Below are 13,594 nucleotides of genomic sequence, written 5' to 3'. Positions count from 1 at the left end.
GTCGAATTCGATGGCGAGAGGGTAAGGAGTCCGAGCTACCATTAGAAACAATGTTTCTTTGTAAAGGTTACCAATATGAATGGTGAGGGCGTGGAAGATGAGCACAGGGAGGGCGATAGCGATCGAGGGAGTCGCGGGGGAGAGGGTCTCGGGGGAGAGGGTCTCGGGGGAGAGGGGCGCGAGGGAGAGAAGCATGAGATAAGCGACAGCGCCAGGCGGCCGGGCGGAGGAGAACGCACGCGACGTGCCGGGCGGCTCAATCGGCTCGATCTGAAGCAGCTGCGGGTACTCCAGGCGCTGCTGCGCGAACGCAATCTCTCCCGCGTCGCCGTCGGCATGGGGCTGACCCAGCAGGCGATCAGCGAACAGCTGCGCAAGCTGCGCGAGCTCTTCGACGACCGGCTCTTTCTGCGTCAGGGCAACGGCATGACCGCCACGCCGCTGGCGCTCGAACTCGGCGAGCGGGTCGAGCGTATTCTTCATGAGATCGATGCGCTGCTGGCGCCGGTCGAGTTCACCCCGGCCACCTACGAGGGCGTGGTGACGCTCAGCGCGACCGACTATGCGATGCAGGCGATCTTGCCGGCTTTCCTGCGCGAGGTGCGTCAGCAGGCGCCGTTTCTCAGGCTGATCGTGCAGCCCTTCGAGAGTGATCAGGTCGAGCGCAAGCTGATGTCGGGGGAGCTCGATCTGGCGCTCTCGTTCCCGGACTTTCTGCCCGATTCGCTGCCCTATCTCACGCTCTTCGACGATCGCCACGTCTGCGTCGCCAGCCCCTGTTCGCCGCTGCACGGCCGGACGCTGTCGATCGGGGAGATCGCCGCATTGCCGCAGCTGGTGGTCTCGCCGTCACGTTCGGCGCTCAAGGGCTCCCACGATCAGTGGTTCGCCGACCAGGGGTTGGAGCGCCATATCGTCATCTCCGTGCCGACGTTCAAGGCGGCGCCGGATGTGCTCTACACCACCGACCTGATCGCTTTCTATCCCGCGCGGCTGCTGCCCAATCCCAAGGTGGTGCCGCTCACCATCGATTTCGCCACGCCGACGTTCGAGGTGGCCGTTGCCTGGCATCCGCGCACCCAGGAGAGCGCGATTCACCGCTGGATGATCGAGAAGCTGGCGCGGCGGAGTTAAGGCCAGGGCGCACGAGCCCCCCGCAGCCACCTCGAGAGAGGGCGGCGGGGGGCTGGAGGCGCTCAGCCCCGGTGCGTCGCGCGCCAGGCATGCAGCTTGTGATAGCTCTCGAGCAGGCGCTGGTGGCGCTCGATGCCGTCGAGCTCAAGGCTGGTCGGTGTCAGCCCGGGGAAGCGCACCGAGCCCTCCACCGCGCCGATGGCGTCCGCCATCTTCGCCTCGCCGAACATCCGGGTCAGGTTGTGGCGGTAGTCGTCGAGGTCGAGATCGTCGTCCAGGGCGATCTCGAGCACCGCCGACAGCGCCTGATAGAAGAGCCCGCGGTCGACGGTGTTGTCGTTGAACTGCAAGAACATCTGTGCGCCGTCCAGGGCGTCCTCGAGGCGGCCCAGCGCCAGCTGGATCAGCAACTTCAGCTCGGCGATGGTCAGCTCCGACCACACGGTGTTGTCGTCGAACTCGATCCCGATCAGGGTGACGATCTTCATCTGCTCGTCGAGCTCGCTCTCCTCCAGGCGGTCGAGCAGATCGGTCAATTGCGCCTCATCCAGGGCGTGCAGCGCGAGAATATCTTCGCGGAAAGTCAGCGCCATGTTGGTGTTGTCCCACACCAGATCCTCGACCGGATAGACCTCGGAGTAGCCGGGCACCAGGATGCGGCACACCGGGGCGCCGAGGTCATCGTGGAGGGCGACATAGGCCTCCAGGCCCTCCTCCTCGAGAATCGCGAACAGGCGCTCGGCCTCCTCGTCGTTCGTACCGGAGAAATCCCACTCGACGAAGTCGACATCCGCCGTGGCGCTGAAGAAGCGCCACGACACCACGCCGGAAGAGTCGATGAAGTGCTCGACGAAGTTGTTCGGTTCACTCACCGCCTGGGAGTTGAAGGTGGGCGGCGGCAGGTCGTTCATGCCTTCGAAGCTGCGCCCCTGCAGCAGCTCGGTGAGGCTGCGTTCGATGGCGACCGACAGGCTGGGGTGCGCGCCGAAGGAGGCGAACACGCCGCCGGTACGCGGGTTCATCAAGGTGACGCAGGCGACCGGGAAGCGCCCGCCGAGCGAGGCATCCTTGACCAGCACCGGGAAGCCCTGGGCTTCCAGCGCCTGCACGCCTTCGAGAATCGTCGGGTACTGCGCCAGCACCGCCTCGGGCACGTCCGGTAGCGCGATCTCCTGCTCGATGATCTGGCGCTTCACCGCCCGTTCGAAGATCTCGGAGAGACACTGCACCTGCGCTTCGGCGATGGTGTTGCCCGCGCTCATGCCGTTGCTGAGATAGAGGTTCTCGATCAGGTTGGAGGGGAACCATACCGTCTCGCCGTCCGAGTGGCGCTGGAACGGCAGCGAGACGATGCCGCGGTCGGTGCGTCCGGAGTTGGTGTCATAGAGGTGCGAGCCTCTGAGCTCGCCCTCCGGATCGAAGATCGCGCGGCAGTGGTCATCGAGAATCTCGCTGGGCAGCGCGTCGTCCGGCCCCGGCTGGAACCAGCGCTCGTTCGGATAATGGACGAACTCGCTGGCGGCGATCTCGCTGCCGAAGAACTGATCGTTGTAGAAGAAGTTGCAGGAGAGGCGCTCGATGAACTCGCCCAGCGCCGAGCACAGCGCGGCCTCCTTGGTCGCCCCCTTGCCGTTGGTGAAACACATCGGCGAGGCCGCATCGCGAATGTGCAGCGACCAGACGTGGGGCACGATATTGCGCCAGGAGGCGATCTCTATCTTCATGCCGAGCGCCTCGAGGATGCCCGTCATGTTGGCGATGGTGCGCTCCAGCGGCAGGTCCTTGCCTTCGATCCAGGTCTCCTGGCTCTCGGCGTCCTTGTCGAGCGAGCCGCCCATCAACAGCGCCTGGGCGTTCTCGTCGATGTTCTCCACCGCCTCGATCTGGAACTCGGGGTTGTTCTGGATCACCCGTTTGACCGAGCAGCGCTCGATCGAGCGCAGAATGCCGGTGCGATCCTTGTCGGAGATGTCCGCCGGCAGCTCGATCTGGATGCGAAAGATCTGGTTGTAGCGGTTCTCCGGGTCGACGATGTTGTTCTGCGACAGCCGGATGTGCTCGGTGGGGATCTCGCGGGCGTTGCAGTAGACCCGCACGAAATAGGCCGCGCAGAGCACCGTGGAGGCGAGGAAGTAGTCGAACGGACCCGGCGCCGAGCCGTCGCCCTTGTAGCGGATCGGCTGGTCGGTGATCACCGTGAAGTCGTCGAACTTGGCTTCCTGGCGCAGGTTGTCGAGATAGTTGACCTTGATTTCCATGGAGAGAGACCGCGTTGATAAGTGGCTGACCTCCGTGACCGACGGGAGGTGGATGGCGGCCATTATCCGGGTTTGAGGGCGCTTCGTCTTGGGGGCGTACTGGGAAGTGGAAGCGCCTGGCGGCAGGTGGGGGTGGAGGTGTGTCCGGCCGATGGGACGACAAGGGCCCGAGCCTCCCGGCTGAGAGGACTCGGGCCCTGTCGGTTCCGACGCGAGGTGCGGGACGCTTATGAAGCGACCTGGAATGCCATGGTCGCCTGTACCGCCCGCTTCCAGCCGTCGTAGAGCGCGTCGCGTCGATCCTGGCGCATGGCCGGTTCGAAGCGGCGTTCGATCGCCCACTGCTCGGAGATCTGCTCGCGGGATTCCCAGAATCCGAGCGCCAGTCCGGCGAGGTAGGCCGCGCCGAGTGCGGTGGTCTCGCTGATCTCGCTGCGCAGCACGTCGACACCGAGGATATCGGCCTGGAACTGGGCCAGGAAGTTGTTGGTGATGGCGCCACCGTCGGCGCGCAGTTCGGTCAGATCGATACCCGCGTCGGCCTGCATCGCCGTGAGCACGTCGGCGGTCTGGTAGGCCATCGACTCGAGGGCCGCGCGGATGAACTGCTCCTTGCTGGTGCCGCGCGACAGGCCGAACATCGCCCCCCGCACATTGGAGTTCCAGTAGGGCGCGCCGAGACCGGTGAAGGCCGGCACCAGATAGACGCCCTCGTTGTCGCCGGCGCGTTCGGCGTAGGCTTCGGAGTCGGAGGCCTTGCCGAGCATGCGCAGCCCGTCGCGCAGCCACTGCACCACCGAACCGGCCACGAAGATCGCGCCTTCCAGCGCGTACTCGACCTCGCCGTCGATCTCCCAGGCGATGGTGGTCAGAAGGCCGTTGTCCGAGATCGTCGCCTCGGTGCCGGTATTCATCAGCGTGAAGCAGCCGGTGCCGTAGGTATTCTTGGCCATGCCGGGCTTGAAGCACGCCTGACCGAACAGTGCCGCCTGCTGATCGCCGGCGATGCCCGCGATCGGCAGCTCCGTGCCGAACAGGAACTTGGGCAGCATGTAGCCGTAGATCTCGCTGGAGGACTTGACCTCGGGCAGCATCGATTCCGGCACGCCGAGCATCTCCAGCAGCTCCGGGTCCCAGCGGCGCTCGCGAATATCGAACATCAGCGTGCGCGATGCGTTGGTCACGTCGGTGACGTGCTCGGCACCGCCGGTCAGGTTCCAGATCAGCCAGGAGTCCATGGTGCCGAACAGCAGGTCGCCCTTCTCGGCCTTCTCCCTGACGCCATCGACGTTATCCAGGATCCACTTGATCTTGGTCCCCGAGAAGTAGGCATCGATCACCAGGCCGGTCTTGTCGCGGACCTTGTCGGCATGGCCGGCGCTACGCAGCTCGTCGCAGATCTCGGCCGAGTGGCGGGATTGCCAGACGATCGCGTTGTAGACCGGCTGACCGGTGTGCTTGTCCCAGATCACCGTGGTTTCGCGCTGATTGGTGATGCCGATACCGGCGATCTCCTCGACGTTGACCTGAGAGTTGTTGATCACCTCGGTCAGGGTGGTCAGCACGCTGGTCATGATGTCGCGCGGGTTGTGCTCGACCCAGCCCGGCCGCGGGAAGATCTGCTCGAATTCGCGCTGGGCCAGGCCGGCGATCTTGCCCTGGTGATCGAACAGCATGGCTCGCGAGCTGGTGGTGCCCTGGTCGATGGCGAGGATGTATTTCTTCTTGTCACTCATGGGAGATCTCTCCTTCCGAATGGTGAGGCGACGTGTCTCTGAAGAGCCCGTTGCAGCTCAATAGACCGTTGCGACGAGTGCAGCGAGGATGCTGCCGGTGATCGGGCCGACGAAGGGCACCCACGCATAGCCCCAGTCATTGGTGCCCTTGTGCTTGATGGGCAACATGGCGTGGGCCAGACGCGGCCCCATGTCGCGGGCAGGGTTGATCGCATAGCCCGTGGGCCCGCCCAGCGAGGCGCCGATCGAGACCACCAGCAGCGCCACGGCCAAGGGCCCCAACCCGTTGGGCGTATGGCCGAACATGATGACGACGAACACCAGCACGAAGGTCCCGATGGCTTCGGTCACGCAGTTCCAGACACGCGACCGGATCTGGGGGATGGTCGAAAAGGTGGCCAGGATGGTGGTGGCATCCTCGGTGTCGTCGTATTGCTTCTTGTAGCAAAGGTAGCAAAGCACCGCACCCAGCCAGGCACCCACGAATTCGCCGGTGAAGTAGGCCAGCGTATTGTCCAGGGTGATGGGAATGCCTTTCGCGTACTCCGTGGCCGGGCCCAGCCACAGTGCCAGTGTGATGGCCGGATTGAGATGCGCCCCGGTATCGAACGCGATCCACACGCCGCAATAGACGGCGAGCCCCCAGCCGAAGAAGATCAGCAGCGGGCCACCATTGTGACCGCCGGTCTTCTTGAGCAGCACGTTGGCGACCACGCCGCAGCCGAGCAGCGTCATGCAGGCCGTACCGGCAATCTCGTGCAGCACTATCTTTTCTATGACTCCCATAGGACTCCCGTGATACTCGTCTAGATGTGGTGTGCTCCGAACGGACCTGAACGGCGGTGACGGATCGATCGTGAAGCCGATGGCCGGAGCGTGACTGGGTGGACGTTTACGCTTTTTCTTCCTCCGTGTGGGCAGCGGATGCTGCGAGATAGTCGGCGAGTCGACGCTGCTCGCGGTCGTCGAGTCGCAACCCTAGCTTGGAGCGGCGCCAGAGAATGTCTTCCGCGGTCCGCGCCCATTCGTGTTCGCACAGGTAATCGACTTCGGCGGCATAGAGATCGGCGCCGAAGTGTTCGCCGAGGTCGGCCAGGGACTTGGCCTTGCCCAGGATCGTCAGCGCTCGGGTGCCGTAGTTGAACACCAGACGGGTCGCCATCGCCGATGGCAGAAAGGCGTGGCGAGTCTGCAACGACGCGACGAGCTGCTGCGGATTGGCGTCATCGCCGCCCGGCAGCGGATGGCCGTTGTGGGTCCAGGACTTCTCGCGCTGGCCGAGCGTCGGTGCCAGCTGGTCGACGGCATCCTCGGCCAGCCGGCGGTAGGTCGTCAGCTTGCCGCCAAAGACGTTGAGCAGTGGCGCGCCACCGGCCGTGTCGATCTGGATGCGGTAGTCGCGGGTGATCTCGCTGGCGTTGTCTTCGTGATCATCGAGCAGCGGGCGCACGCCGGAGTAGCTCCAGACCACGTCGTCGGCACTGATCGAGCGCTCGAAATAGCGGTTGATGGACTCACAGAGGTAGGCGATTTCGTCCGGCTCGATCGCCACCTTGCCCGGCGGTCCCGAGTGTTCGACATCGGTCGTGCCGATCAGGGTGAAGTCGCGCTCGTAGGGGATGGCGAAGACGATGCGGCCATCCGGCTGCTGAAAGATATAGGCGTAGTCATGCTCGAACAGGCGCTCGACCACGATATGGCTGCCCTTGATCAGGCGCAGTGAGTAGGGGTGGTTCTGGGCGGCGATATCGTCCAGGAAGCGCACCGCCCAGGGGCCGGCCGCGTTGACCAGGGCGCGTGCGTGCACCTCGAGGGTTTCGCCTTCGGCGGTCTTCAGCGAGACCGCCCAGCCATCGCTGCTGCGTGTCGCCGTCTCGGCCCGGGTGCGGGGCATGATCCGCGCGCCGCGATCGGCCGCGTCCATGCAGTTGAGCACCACCAGCCGGGCATCCTGGACCCAGGCATCCGAATAGACGAAGCCCTTGGTGAACGCCGCTTTCAACGGGACACCGGCCGGATGGTCGGCGAATTTGATGCCGTGCGAGTTCGCCAGCGACTGCTTGCCACCGAGATGGTCATAGAGAAACAGGCCGGTGCGGATCATCCAGGCCGGTCGCAGGTGCTTCTGATGCGGAAGCACGAAGCGCATCGGCCAGATGATATGGGGCGCCATCTTGAGCAGGACTTCCCGCTCGGAGAGCGCCTTGGCCACGAGCTTGAACTCGTACTGCTCCAGATAGCGCAGGCCGCCGTGAATCAGCTTGGTGGAGGCCGACGAGGTGTGGCTGGCGAGATCATCGGCTTCGACCAGCAGTACCGACAGCCCTCGACCCACGGCATCTCGTGCAATGCCGGCGCCGTTGATCCCCCCGCCGATGACAATCAGGTCGTAGGTGTCTGTCCGCATGTTCGAGTTCGCTCTCTAATGATTCGCTTTGAATCATTATTGCGCGAAAGTGAACATCATGGATGTGAGACAAAGGTCGTAGTGGCATGCGGATAGAGAGGGCTCTTTCGGGTATCTCTATGAAATGAGTGGGTAAAGAGGTTTTCCGAGGAGTGCCTGGAGGGTTTCGATTGTGAAAAGATATGGGTGTCGAGAATACGGGTTCTTTCGTATCACAACATCCATTTACCTGTGTCCCGACTGCGGGGCGTAGGGGAGGGGCGCTGACGATTCTGCGCCTTCAGAGTTCGACACCACCGAGCGGGTTTAGTGCCGCCAGCGGTGTTACCCGGGGTGGTTCGTTCGCGGGCCACTCGACGTGGGCGTGAATGGCGTAGACCTCGCGCAGCCGGGCGGCATTGAGCACCTCCCGTGGCGTGCCGGTGGCGCATACCCGGCCGCCGGCCCCCAGCATCCACAGATGGTCGGCGAAGCGCGCGGCGAGGCTCAGATCGTGGATGGCGATGATCACGCCGATACTCTGATCGCGGGCCGTGGCCTGCAGCCACGCCAGCACCTGCAGCTGGTGGTGCAGGTCGAGGGCACTGGTCGGCTCGTCGAGCATCAGCACCTGTGGCTCGCGCACGATCGCCTGGGCGATCGCCACGCGCTGGCGCTGGCCGCCGGAGAGCTGGCCCAGGTCACGCTCGGCCAGCGGTGTCAGCGCCAGCGTGTGCAACAGGCGTTCGACCCGCGCCAGATCCTCGCGGCCGCGCGCCGGATGGGTGGTGCGCCGCGCCAGCAGGACTGCCTCGAACACGCTCAGCGCAGCTCGGGTGGTGCTCTCCTGGGGCAGATAGTAGACCCGCCGCGCGCGCTCGGCGTGGGCCAGCCCGGCCAGGTCCTGTGTCTCGAGGTGAATCTCGCCGTGGTAGCGCACCAGCCCGGCGATCGCCTTGAGCAGGGTCGACTTGCCGGCGCCGTTGGGGCCGATCAGCGCGGTCACCTCGCCGGGGGCGGCGCGCAGCCCGGTGACCGCCTGCAGCACCGGCGTGCGCCCCAGTGTCACCGATAGCGCTTCTACCGTCAGCGTCATCCCCACACCTCGCGCCGGCTCTTGATGATCAGCGAGACGAAGAACGGCAGCCCGATCAGTGCGGTGAGAATGCCGATCGGCAGCAGCACGCCGGGGATCAGGGTCTTCGAGGCGATCGAGGTCAGTGACATCAGCAGCGCCCCCACCAGCGCCGAGAGCGGCAGGAAGACACGCTGATCCTCACCCACCAGCAGCCGCGCGATATGCGGCCCCACCAGCCCGATGAAGCCGATGGTGCCGACGAAGGCGACCGCGGTGGCGGCGAGCAGCGAACAGCACAGCAGCACCAGCAGCCGTAGCCGGGGGACATCGATGCCCATGGCGCGCGCCTGCAGATCGCCCATGCGCAGTGCGGTCAGGCGCCAGCCGGCGATGAAGAAGACCGGTAGCGTGAGTGCCAGCGCGGCGCAGGCGATGCCCACCTTGGGCCAGCTGGTACGCGACAGCGAGCCCAGCGACCAGAACACCAGCTGCTGCAGGGACTGCGCCGAGGCGACGTACTGCAGGATGCCGAGCAGGGCGTTGAAGAAAAACATCAGCGCGATGCCCATCAGCACCATGGTCTGCACGCTGACCCCACGCAGCCGACTGACCAGCCAGATCAGCAGTGACGCGAGCATCGCCATGGCGAAGGCGTTGAGCGTGGTCAGCAGTGCCTCGCCGCCGGGCAGCAGGCCGACCCCGAGCACGATCGCCAGCGCTGCGCCGAAGCTGGCGGCGGCGGAGACCCCGAGGGTGAAGGGGTCGGCCAGGGGGTTGTTGAGGATGGTCTGCATCTCGGCCCCGGCGCTGGCCAGTGACAGCCCCACCACGACCGCCATCAGCGCCACCGGCAGGCGGATCTCCCACACCACGATGGCCAGCGTGGTCGGCGCGCTGTCGGGGGAGACGATCGCCGCCACCACCGCCGGCAGCGGATAGTGCCCGGGGCCGATGGCGACATCGGCGAGCAGCGACAGGCAGGTGAGCACGGCGGTCACCGCGATCAGCGCATAGTGGCGCCGGCGCCGGGAAAGATAGCGATCGGCGCTGCTGGACGAGGCGGCAACGGAGGCGGTCATGACGGGTAGCGGCAGGGCATGGAGGGAGAATCCGCGGGCGAACAAAAATGATTCTCGATCATAACACCGCCCGTCATCCTGTACAGACGACCCCGGCGGGTAACCACCACCCTGCGCGCCGGGCGGGTAGCACAGGCGGCGCAGGTACGCTCCGCTCAGCGTACCTGGGGCAGCCCCAGCGAGCGTTGGAAGCGCGCTTCCAGGCTGTCCGGGGCGCTGGGGCCGAACAGTGCCTGGGGCGTGTCCCGATACCAGGCCCACATCTGATCGCCGTAGCTGTAGTGCCACCACTCGCTGGGCAGATTGACGAAGCCGGCCTCGATCATGGCGTGGTAGAGAATACGCCGGCGCGCGCGGCAGGTGCGCGCGGCCTCGCTGTCGGCGGCGTGTTCGAAGTGGACGGTATGCGACGCCGCGCACGCCTCGTCGAAGGCCGAGCCCATCTCCAGCAGCACGCCGTCGGCGTCGCACAGCGCCACATCCACCGCGCCGCCGGTCAGGTGCGGGCTCGGACGTTCGGCGTTCACGCTGGGCGGCGAGACGAAGGCGCGTGCCAGGTGCCGACGTTCGGCTTCGTCGTGATCGGCGTAGCGGATCTCGATCAGACCCATCAAGGTGTCGTAGAGGTAACGCTGCACGGCATAGGGGCGCCAGGCATCCAGCACCACCAGCCCCAGGCCCGCGGGCAGGCGGCGGGCCACCGTGAGCAGGCGGAGGTAGACCGCCTCGCGGGCCCAGCATTCGGGCACCGCGCCGGGCACACCCAGGGCGTGGTAGATCGGCAGCGTGCGCAGGGTCGGGGCGGCCAGGCCGAGGGGCATCAGCCCGCCGCCGGCGTCGGCGATCGGCAGCGCGCCGATCGCCGTCCAGTCCGGGTCGGTCGGCGCCGGGATGGGGCTTAGGGTGGGGTCGGTCACGGTCGAGCGAAGGGTGTCCAAGATGCAATCAGCCCAGAGTGTGGGGTAGCCAGGTAATCAGGCCGGGGAAGACGATCAGCAGCAGCAGCACGCTCACCGCGGTGAGAATGAACGGCCAGATGGTGCGGAACAGGACGGTGATATCGAGCCGGCTGACCGCCGCGGCGATGAACAGGCAGGCACCCATCGGCGGCGTGATCAGGGCGATGGTGATGTTGAGCGTGATGATCACGCCCAGCGCCACCGGGTCGATACCGGCGGCCAGCGCCACCGGCGTGAACACCGGCGAGAGCAGCATCAGCGCCGAGACCTCTTCCATGAACATGCCGGTGACGAAGGTGATCGCACTGAGCATCAGCAGCACCAGGATCGGCGACTCGATGAAGGGTTCGAGCAGCCCGGCGAAGCGTTCCGGGGCCTGCGCGTAGGCCAGCTCCCAACTGATCACCGAGGAGATGCCGATGATCATGAAGATCGCCGCGCTCAGGCGGGTGGTCTCGACCACCGCGCGCCAGAAGGCAGCCGGCGACAGCGCCTTCAGCGCCAGGCCACACAGGGCGACGTAGAGCACCGTCAGCGCGCCGGACTCGGTCGGTGTGACCAGCCCCAGCACGATGCCGGCGACGATGATGAAGGGCGCGACCAGCGCCGGCATGGCCCCGCGCAGCGCCGTGCCGATCTCGGACCGCGCGGGCAGCGAGGCGCGCCGCTGGAGCCCCACACGGCGCGCATGGATGGCGTTCATCGTCATGAATGCCAGCGCCAGCAGCAACCCCGGCACCACGCCGCCGAGGAACAGCTGGCCCACCGAGGTGTTGGTCTGGGCGCTGTAGAGAATCATGAAGATGCTCGGCGGGATGATCGGGCCGATCAGCGAGCTGCCGGCGGTCAGCCCGGCGGCGAAGGCAGTGGAGTAGCCTTCGCGGGTCATCGCCGGCACCAGCAGCGAGCCCAGCGCCGAGGCATCGGCCGCGGCCGAGCCGTTGACGCCGGACATGAACACGCTGCCGACCACGTTGACATGCCCGATCCCGCCGCGCAGATGGCCGACGAACAGCCGCGCCACGCGCATCAGGCGCTCGGTCATGCCCACCGCGTTCATCAGGTTGCCGGCGAGGATGAACAGCGGAATCGCCATCAGCGAGAAGCTGTTGAGCCCGCCGAAGAACTGCTGCGGCAGCATGCGCGCGACCAGGCCGGGATCGATGAAGACGAAGCCCACCAGCGCGGTGACGATCAGGGTCAGGAACAGCGGCAGGCCGAGTAGGGTATTGGCGAGCAGCGCGGCGAACATGGTCGCGACCATCATGGGCGGGCCTCCGGCGGGGTCGCTGCGCTATCGGTGCTCTCGTCACTACCGGGCTGCGGCAGCGCCCGCGGCCCGTACAGCAGCACCTGCAGCGCCAGCAGGCCGAAGCCCAGCGGCATGACCAGCATGGGAATGGTGCGGCTGATCCCCAGGCCCTGGGAGGTGAAGTAGCCCACCGAGAGCGCGTAGTGCCAGCTCCACCAGGTGAGCGCCACGGCCAGCGCCAGGGTCAGCAGCCACTGGTAGCCCAGCAGCAGGCGGCGGGCGGTGTTGCCCAGGTGGCGCTCGAGCAGGGCCACGCGCATGTGCTCGCCGCGCACCCAGACGCTGCCGGCGATCAGCAGGGTCGAGGCGATCAGGCAGTAGCGGGCGAGCTCGTCGCTCCAGATCGGCGCCTGGCCGACCAGGTAGCGCGTGACGACGCCGTAGAGGATGTCGATCAGGGTGACGACGAGCGCCACGCCGCCCAGCGCGGTGGTCAGTCGCCCCAGCAGGCTCAGCAGGGTATCTCGGAACATGGTGGCTTCGCGCGCCGCCGGCAGTTCGCCGCGGCGCGCGCCTCTTGGCAGTAGGAGGGAAGGGCGGGCGCGGTCAGCGCGCTATCACTGGGAGAGCAGTCCTTGCTGGCCGGCGTCGTCGAGTGCGGTCTCGATCCACTGGCGGTCGATGCCCTGATCCTCCTGCAGCCAGCGGATATAGGCCGGCTGCCCCTTGTCGCGGAAGGCGGCGAGATCCTCGGCCGAAGGCTCGATCACCTCCATGCCCTGATCGGCCAGGAACTGGATACGCGCGTCGACCCGCTTCTCGACATCCTCGCGGTTGAGCGCATTGGCCTCCTTCACCGCGGCGTCGAGCGCCTGGCGGTCGGCGTCGGAGAGGCCCTCGTACCAGCTCCCGTTGGCGACCAGGAACTGATCCGAGTACTGCACGTTGGCCAGCGTCAGGTACTTCTGCACCTCGTAGAGACTGCCCATGATGATGTACATCGGCGGGTTCATCTGGCCATCGGCGACGTTGGTCTTCAGCCCCATGTAGGTGTCGCTCCAGGGGATCGGGGTGCCGGAGGCGCCGAACGCCTCGTAGAGCGCCACCTGGCTCGGGTCCATGGCGCGGAAGCGCAGCCCCTTGAAGTCGTCCGGGTTATGGATCGGACGCTTGGAGTTGGTGAAGTCGAGAAAGCCACCCTCCTCGATCACACCCAGCAGTTCGGCCCCGGTGCGCTGCTTGAGCGCGCCTTCGACCTGTTTCCAGTACTCGCCCTCGTCGAAGAAACGGTGGGCGGCCTGATAGTCCTCGAACAGAAACGGGATCGCGCTGACATAGATCTCGGGCACGATCGGCGACAGCCCGGCGAAAGAGGCGATATTGAGGCTGGGGGTGTTGATCACCTGCTCCATGCGCTCCTGCTCCTCGCCGAGCATGGAGTTGGGGTAGAGCTTGAGCTGGATGTCGCCGTCGCTCTTCTCCTCGACCAGCCGCTTGAGATTGGTGGCGAACAGATGCACGGCGTTCTTGTCGGCGTCGGGCGGCCCGTTGTAGCTCAGGTTGAGCGTGGTGGCGGCGTTGACCGGGCTGGTCACGGCCAACAGACCCGTGGCGAGGGCGGCCAGCAGGGCCTGTTGTAGACCACCAAGGCGGCGCTTGGACAGGGGCATGGAGCTTCTCCTTGTTATTGTCGGAGGACTCGTTGTCGGAGG

General features: G+C 66.0%; 11 protein-coding genes. 1 reads left to right on the top strand and 10 read right to left on the bottom strand.

Going from position 1 to position 13,594, the window contains the following annotated elements:
• The first annotated feature begins 90 nt into the window (after nt 1–90).
• Nucleotides 91–1,134, top strand: a complete 1,044-nt coding sequence (locus DOM67_RS18260) for a LysR family transcriptional regulator (RefSeq protein WP_232825317.1) — start codon at nt 91–93, stop codon at nt 1,132–1,134.
• Nucleotides 1,135–1,196: 62 nt separating this feature from the next.
• Here the strand turns inward: DOM67_RS18260 and DOM67_RS18255 are convergent, their stop codons facing one another.
• The 10 genes from DOM67_RS18255 to dctP all read right to left on the bottom strand — a co-directional run bounded on the left by DOM67_RS18255 (nt 1,197) and on the right by dctP (nt 13,552).
• Nucleotides 1,197–3,392, bottom strand: a complete 2,196-nt coding sequence (locus DOM67_RS18255; RefSeq protein WP_110678567.1) for an OsmC domain/YcaO domain-containing protein — start codon at nt 3,390–3,392, stop codon at nt 1,197–1,199.
• 227 nt (nt 3,393–3,619) lie between these two features.
• Nucleotides 3,620–5,128: a glycerol kinase GlpK gene (glpK, locus tag DOM67_RS18250; RefSeq protein ID WP_110678565.1), complete on the bottom strand. Its 1,509-nt coding sequence runs from the start codon at nt 5,126–5,128 to the stop codon at nt 3,620–3,622.
• A gap of 57 nt (nt 5,129–5,185) precedes the next feature.
• The gene (locus tag DOM67_RS18245) at nt 5,186–5,893 is read right to left on the bottom strand and encodes an MIP/aquaporin family protein (protein ID WP_232825316.1); all 708 of its coding nucleotides are present in this window, start codon (nt 5,891–5,893) and stop codon (nt 5,186–5,188) included.
• Between the two features lie 127 nt (nt 5,894–6,020).
• Nucleotides 6,021–7,535 carry a glycerol-3-phosphate dehydrogenase gene (glpD, locus tag DOM67_RS18240; protein ID WP_110678563.1) on the bottom strand — a complete coding sequence of 505 codons (1,515 nt, stop codon included), beginning with the start codon at nt 7,533–7,535 and terminating at the stop codon, nt 6,021–6,023.
• A gap of 280 nt (nt 7,536–7,815) precedes the next feature.
• Nucleotides 7,816–8,610, bottom strand: coding sequence for an ABC transporter ATP-binding protein (locus DOM67_RS18235; protein ID WP_110678562.1), 795 nt, complete (start codon nt 8,608–8,610; stop codon nt 7,816–7,818).
• Entirely contained in the window at nt 8,607–9,671 is a 1,065-nt protein-coding gene (locus DOM67_RS18230; RefSeq protein ID WP_110678650.1) for an iron ABC transporter permease, read from the bottom strand. Before DOM67_RS18230 ends, DOM67_RS18235 begins: the two co-directional genes overlap by 4 nt.
• A gap of 155 nt (nt 9,672–9,826) precedes the next feature.
• Nucleotides 9,827–10,609, bottom strand: a complete 783-nt coding sequence (locus tag DOM67_RS18225) for a M15 family metallopeptidase (RefSeq protein ID WP_232825315.1) — start codon at nt 10,607–10,609, stop codon at nt 9,827–9,829.
• Nucleotides 10,610–10,616: 7 nt separating this feature from the next.
• A complete protein-coding gene (locus DOM67_RS18220) occupies nt 10,617–11,897 on the bottom strand; it encodes a TRAP transporter large permease (RefSeq protein WP_110678560.1) in 1,281 nt (426 codons plus the stop codon).
• On the bottom strand, nt 11,894–12,415 hold the full coding sequence (locus DOM67_RS18215) for a TRAP transporter small permease (RefSeq protein WP_110678558.1): 522 nt from the start codon (nt 12,413–12,415) through the stop codon (nt 11,894–11,896). The genes DOM67_RS18220 and DOM67_RS18215 overlap by 4 nt, the downstream gene beginning before the upstream one ends.
• 84 nt (nt 12,416–12,499) lie before the next feature.
• Nucleotides 12,500–13,552 carry a TRAP transporter substrate-binding protein DctP gene (gene dctP / locus DOM67_RS18210; protein ID WP_110678556.1) on the bottom strand — a complete coding sequence of 351 codons (1,053 nt, stop codon included), beginning with the start codon at nt 13,550–13,552 and terminating at the stop codon, nt 12,500–12,502.
• Nucleotides 13,553–13,594 lie beyond the last annotated feature (42 nt).

This window comes from Salinicola sp. RZ23 (assembly GCF_003206675.1).
Lineage (GTDB): Bacteria > Pseudomonadota > Gammaproteobacteria > Pseudomonadales > Halomonadaceae > Salinicola > Salinicola endophyticus.
Note: the sequence above shows the minus strand (reverse complement) of the source record. Positions and strands in the feature narration are given on the sequence as shown.

Bases quoted from the DNA above. Each gene is read 5' to 3' on its own strand.
- DOM67_RS18255 (WP_110678567.1), bottom strand. From the start codon at position 3,392: ATGGAAATCAAGGTCAACTATCTCGACAACCTGCGCCAGGAAGCCAAG.
- glpK (WP_110678565.1), bottom strand. From the start codon at position 5,128: ATGAGTGACAAGAAGAAATACATCCTCGCCATCGACCAGGGCACCACC.
- glpD (WP_110678563.1), bottom strand. From the start codon at position 7,535: ATGCGGACAGACACCTACGACCTGATTGTCATCGGCGGGGGGATCAAC.
- DOM67_RS18235 (WP_110678562.1), bottom strand. From the start codon at position 8,610: ATGACGCTGACGGTAGAAGCGCTATCGGTGACACTGGGGCGCACGCCG.
- DOM67_RS18230 (WP_110678650.1), bottom strand. From the start codon at position 9,671: ATGACCGCCTCCGTTGCCGCCTCGTCCAGCAGCGCCGATCGCTATCTT.
- DOM67_RS18220 (WP_110678560.1), bottom strand. From the start codon at position 11,897: ATGATGGTCGCGACCATGTTCGCCGCGCTGCTCGCCAATACCCTACTC.
- DOM67_RS18215 (WP_110678558.1), bottom strand. From the start codon at position 12,415: ATGTTCCGAGATACCCTGCTGAGCCTGCTGGGGCGACTGACCACCGCG.
- dctP (WP_110678556.1), bottom strand. From the start codon at position 13,552: ATGCCCCTGTCCAAGCGCCGCCTTGGTGGTCTACAACAGGCCCTGCTG.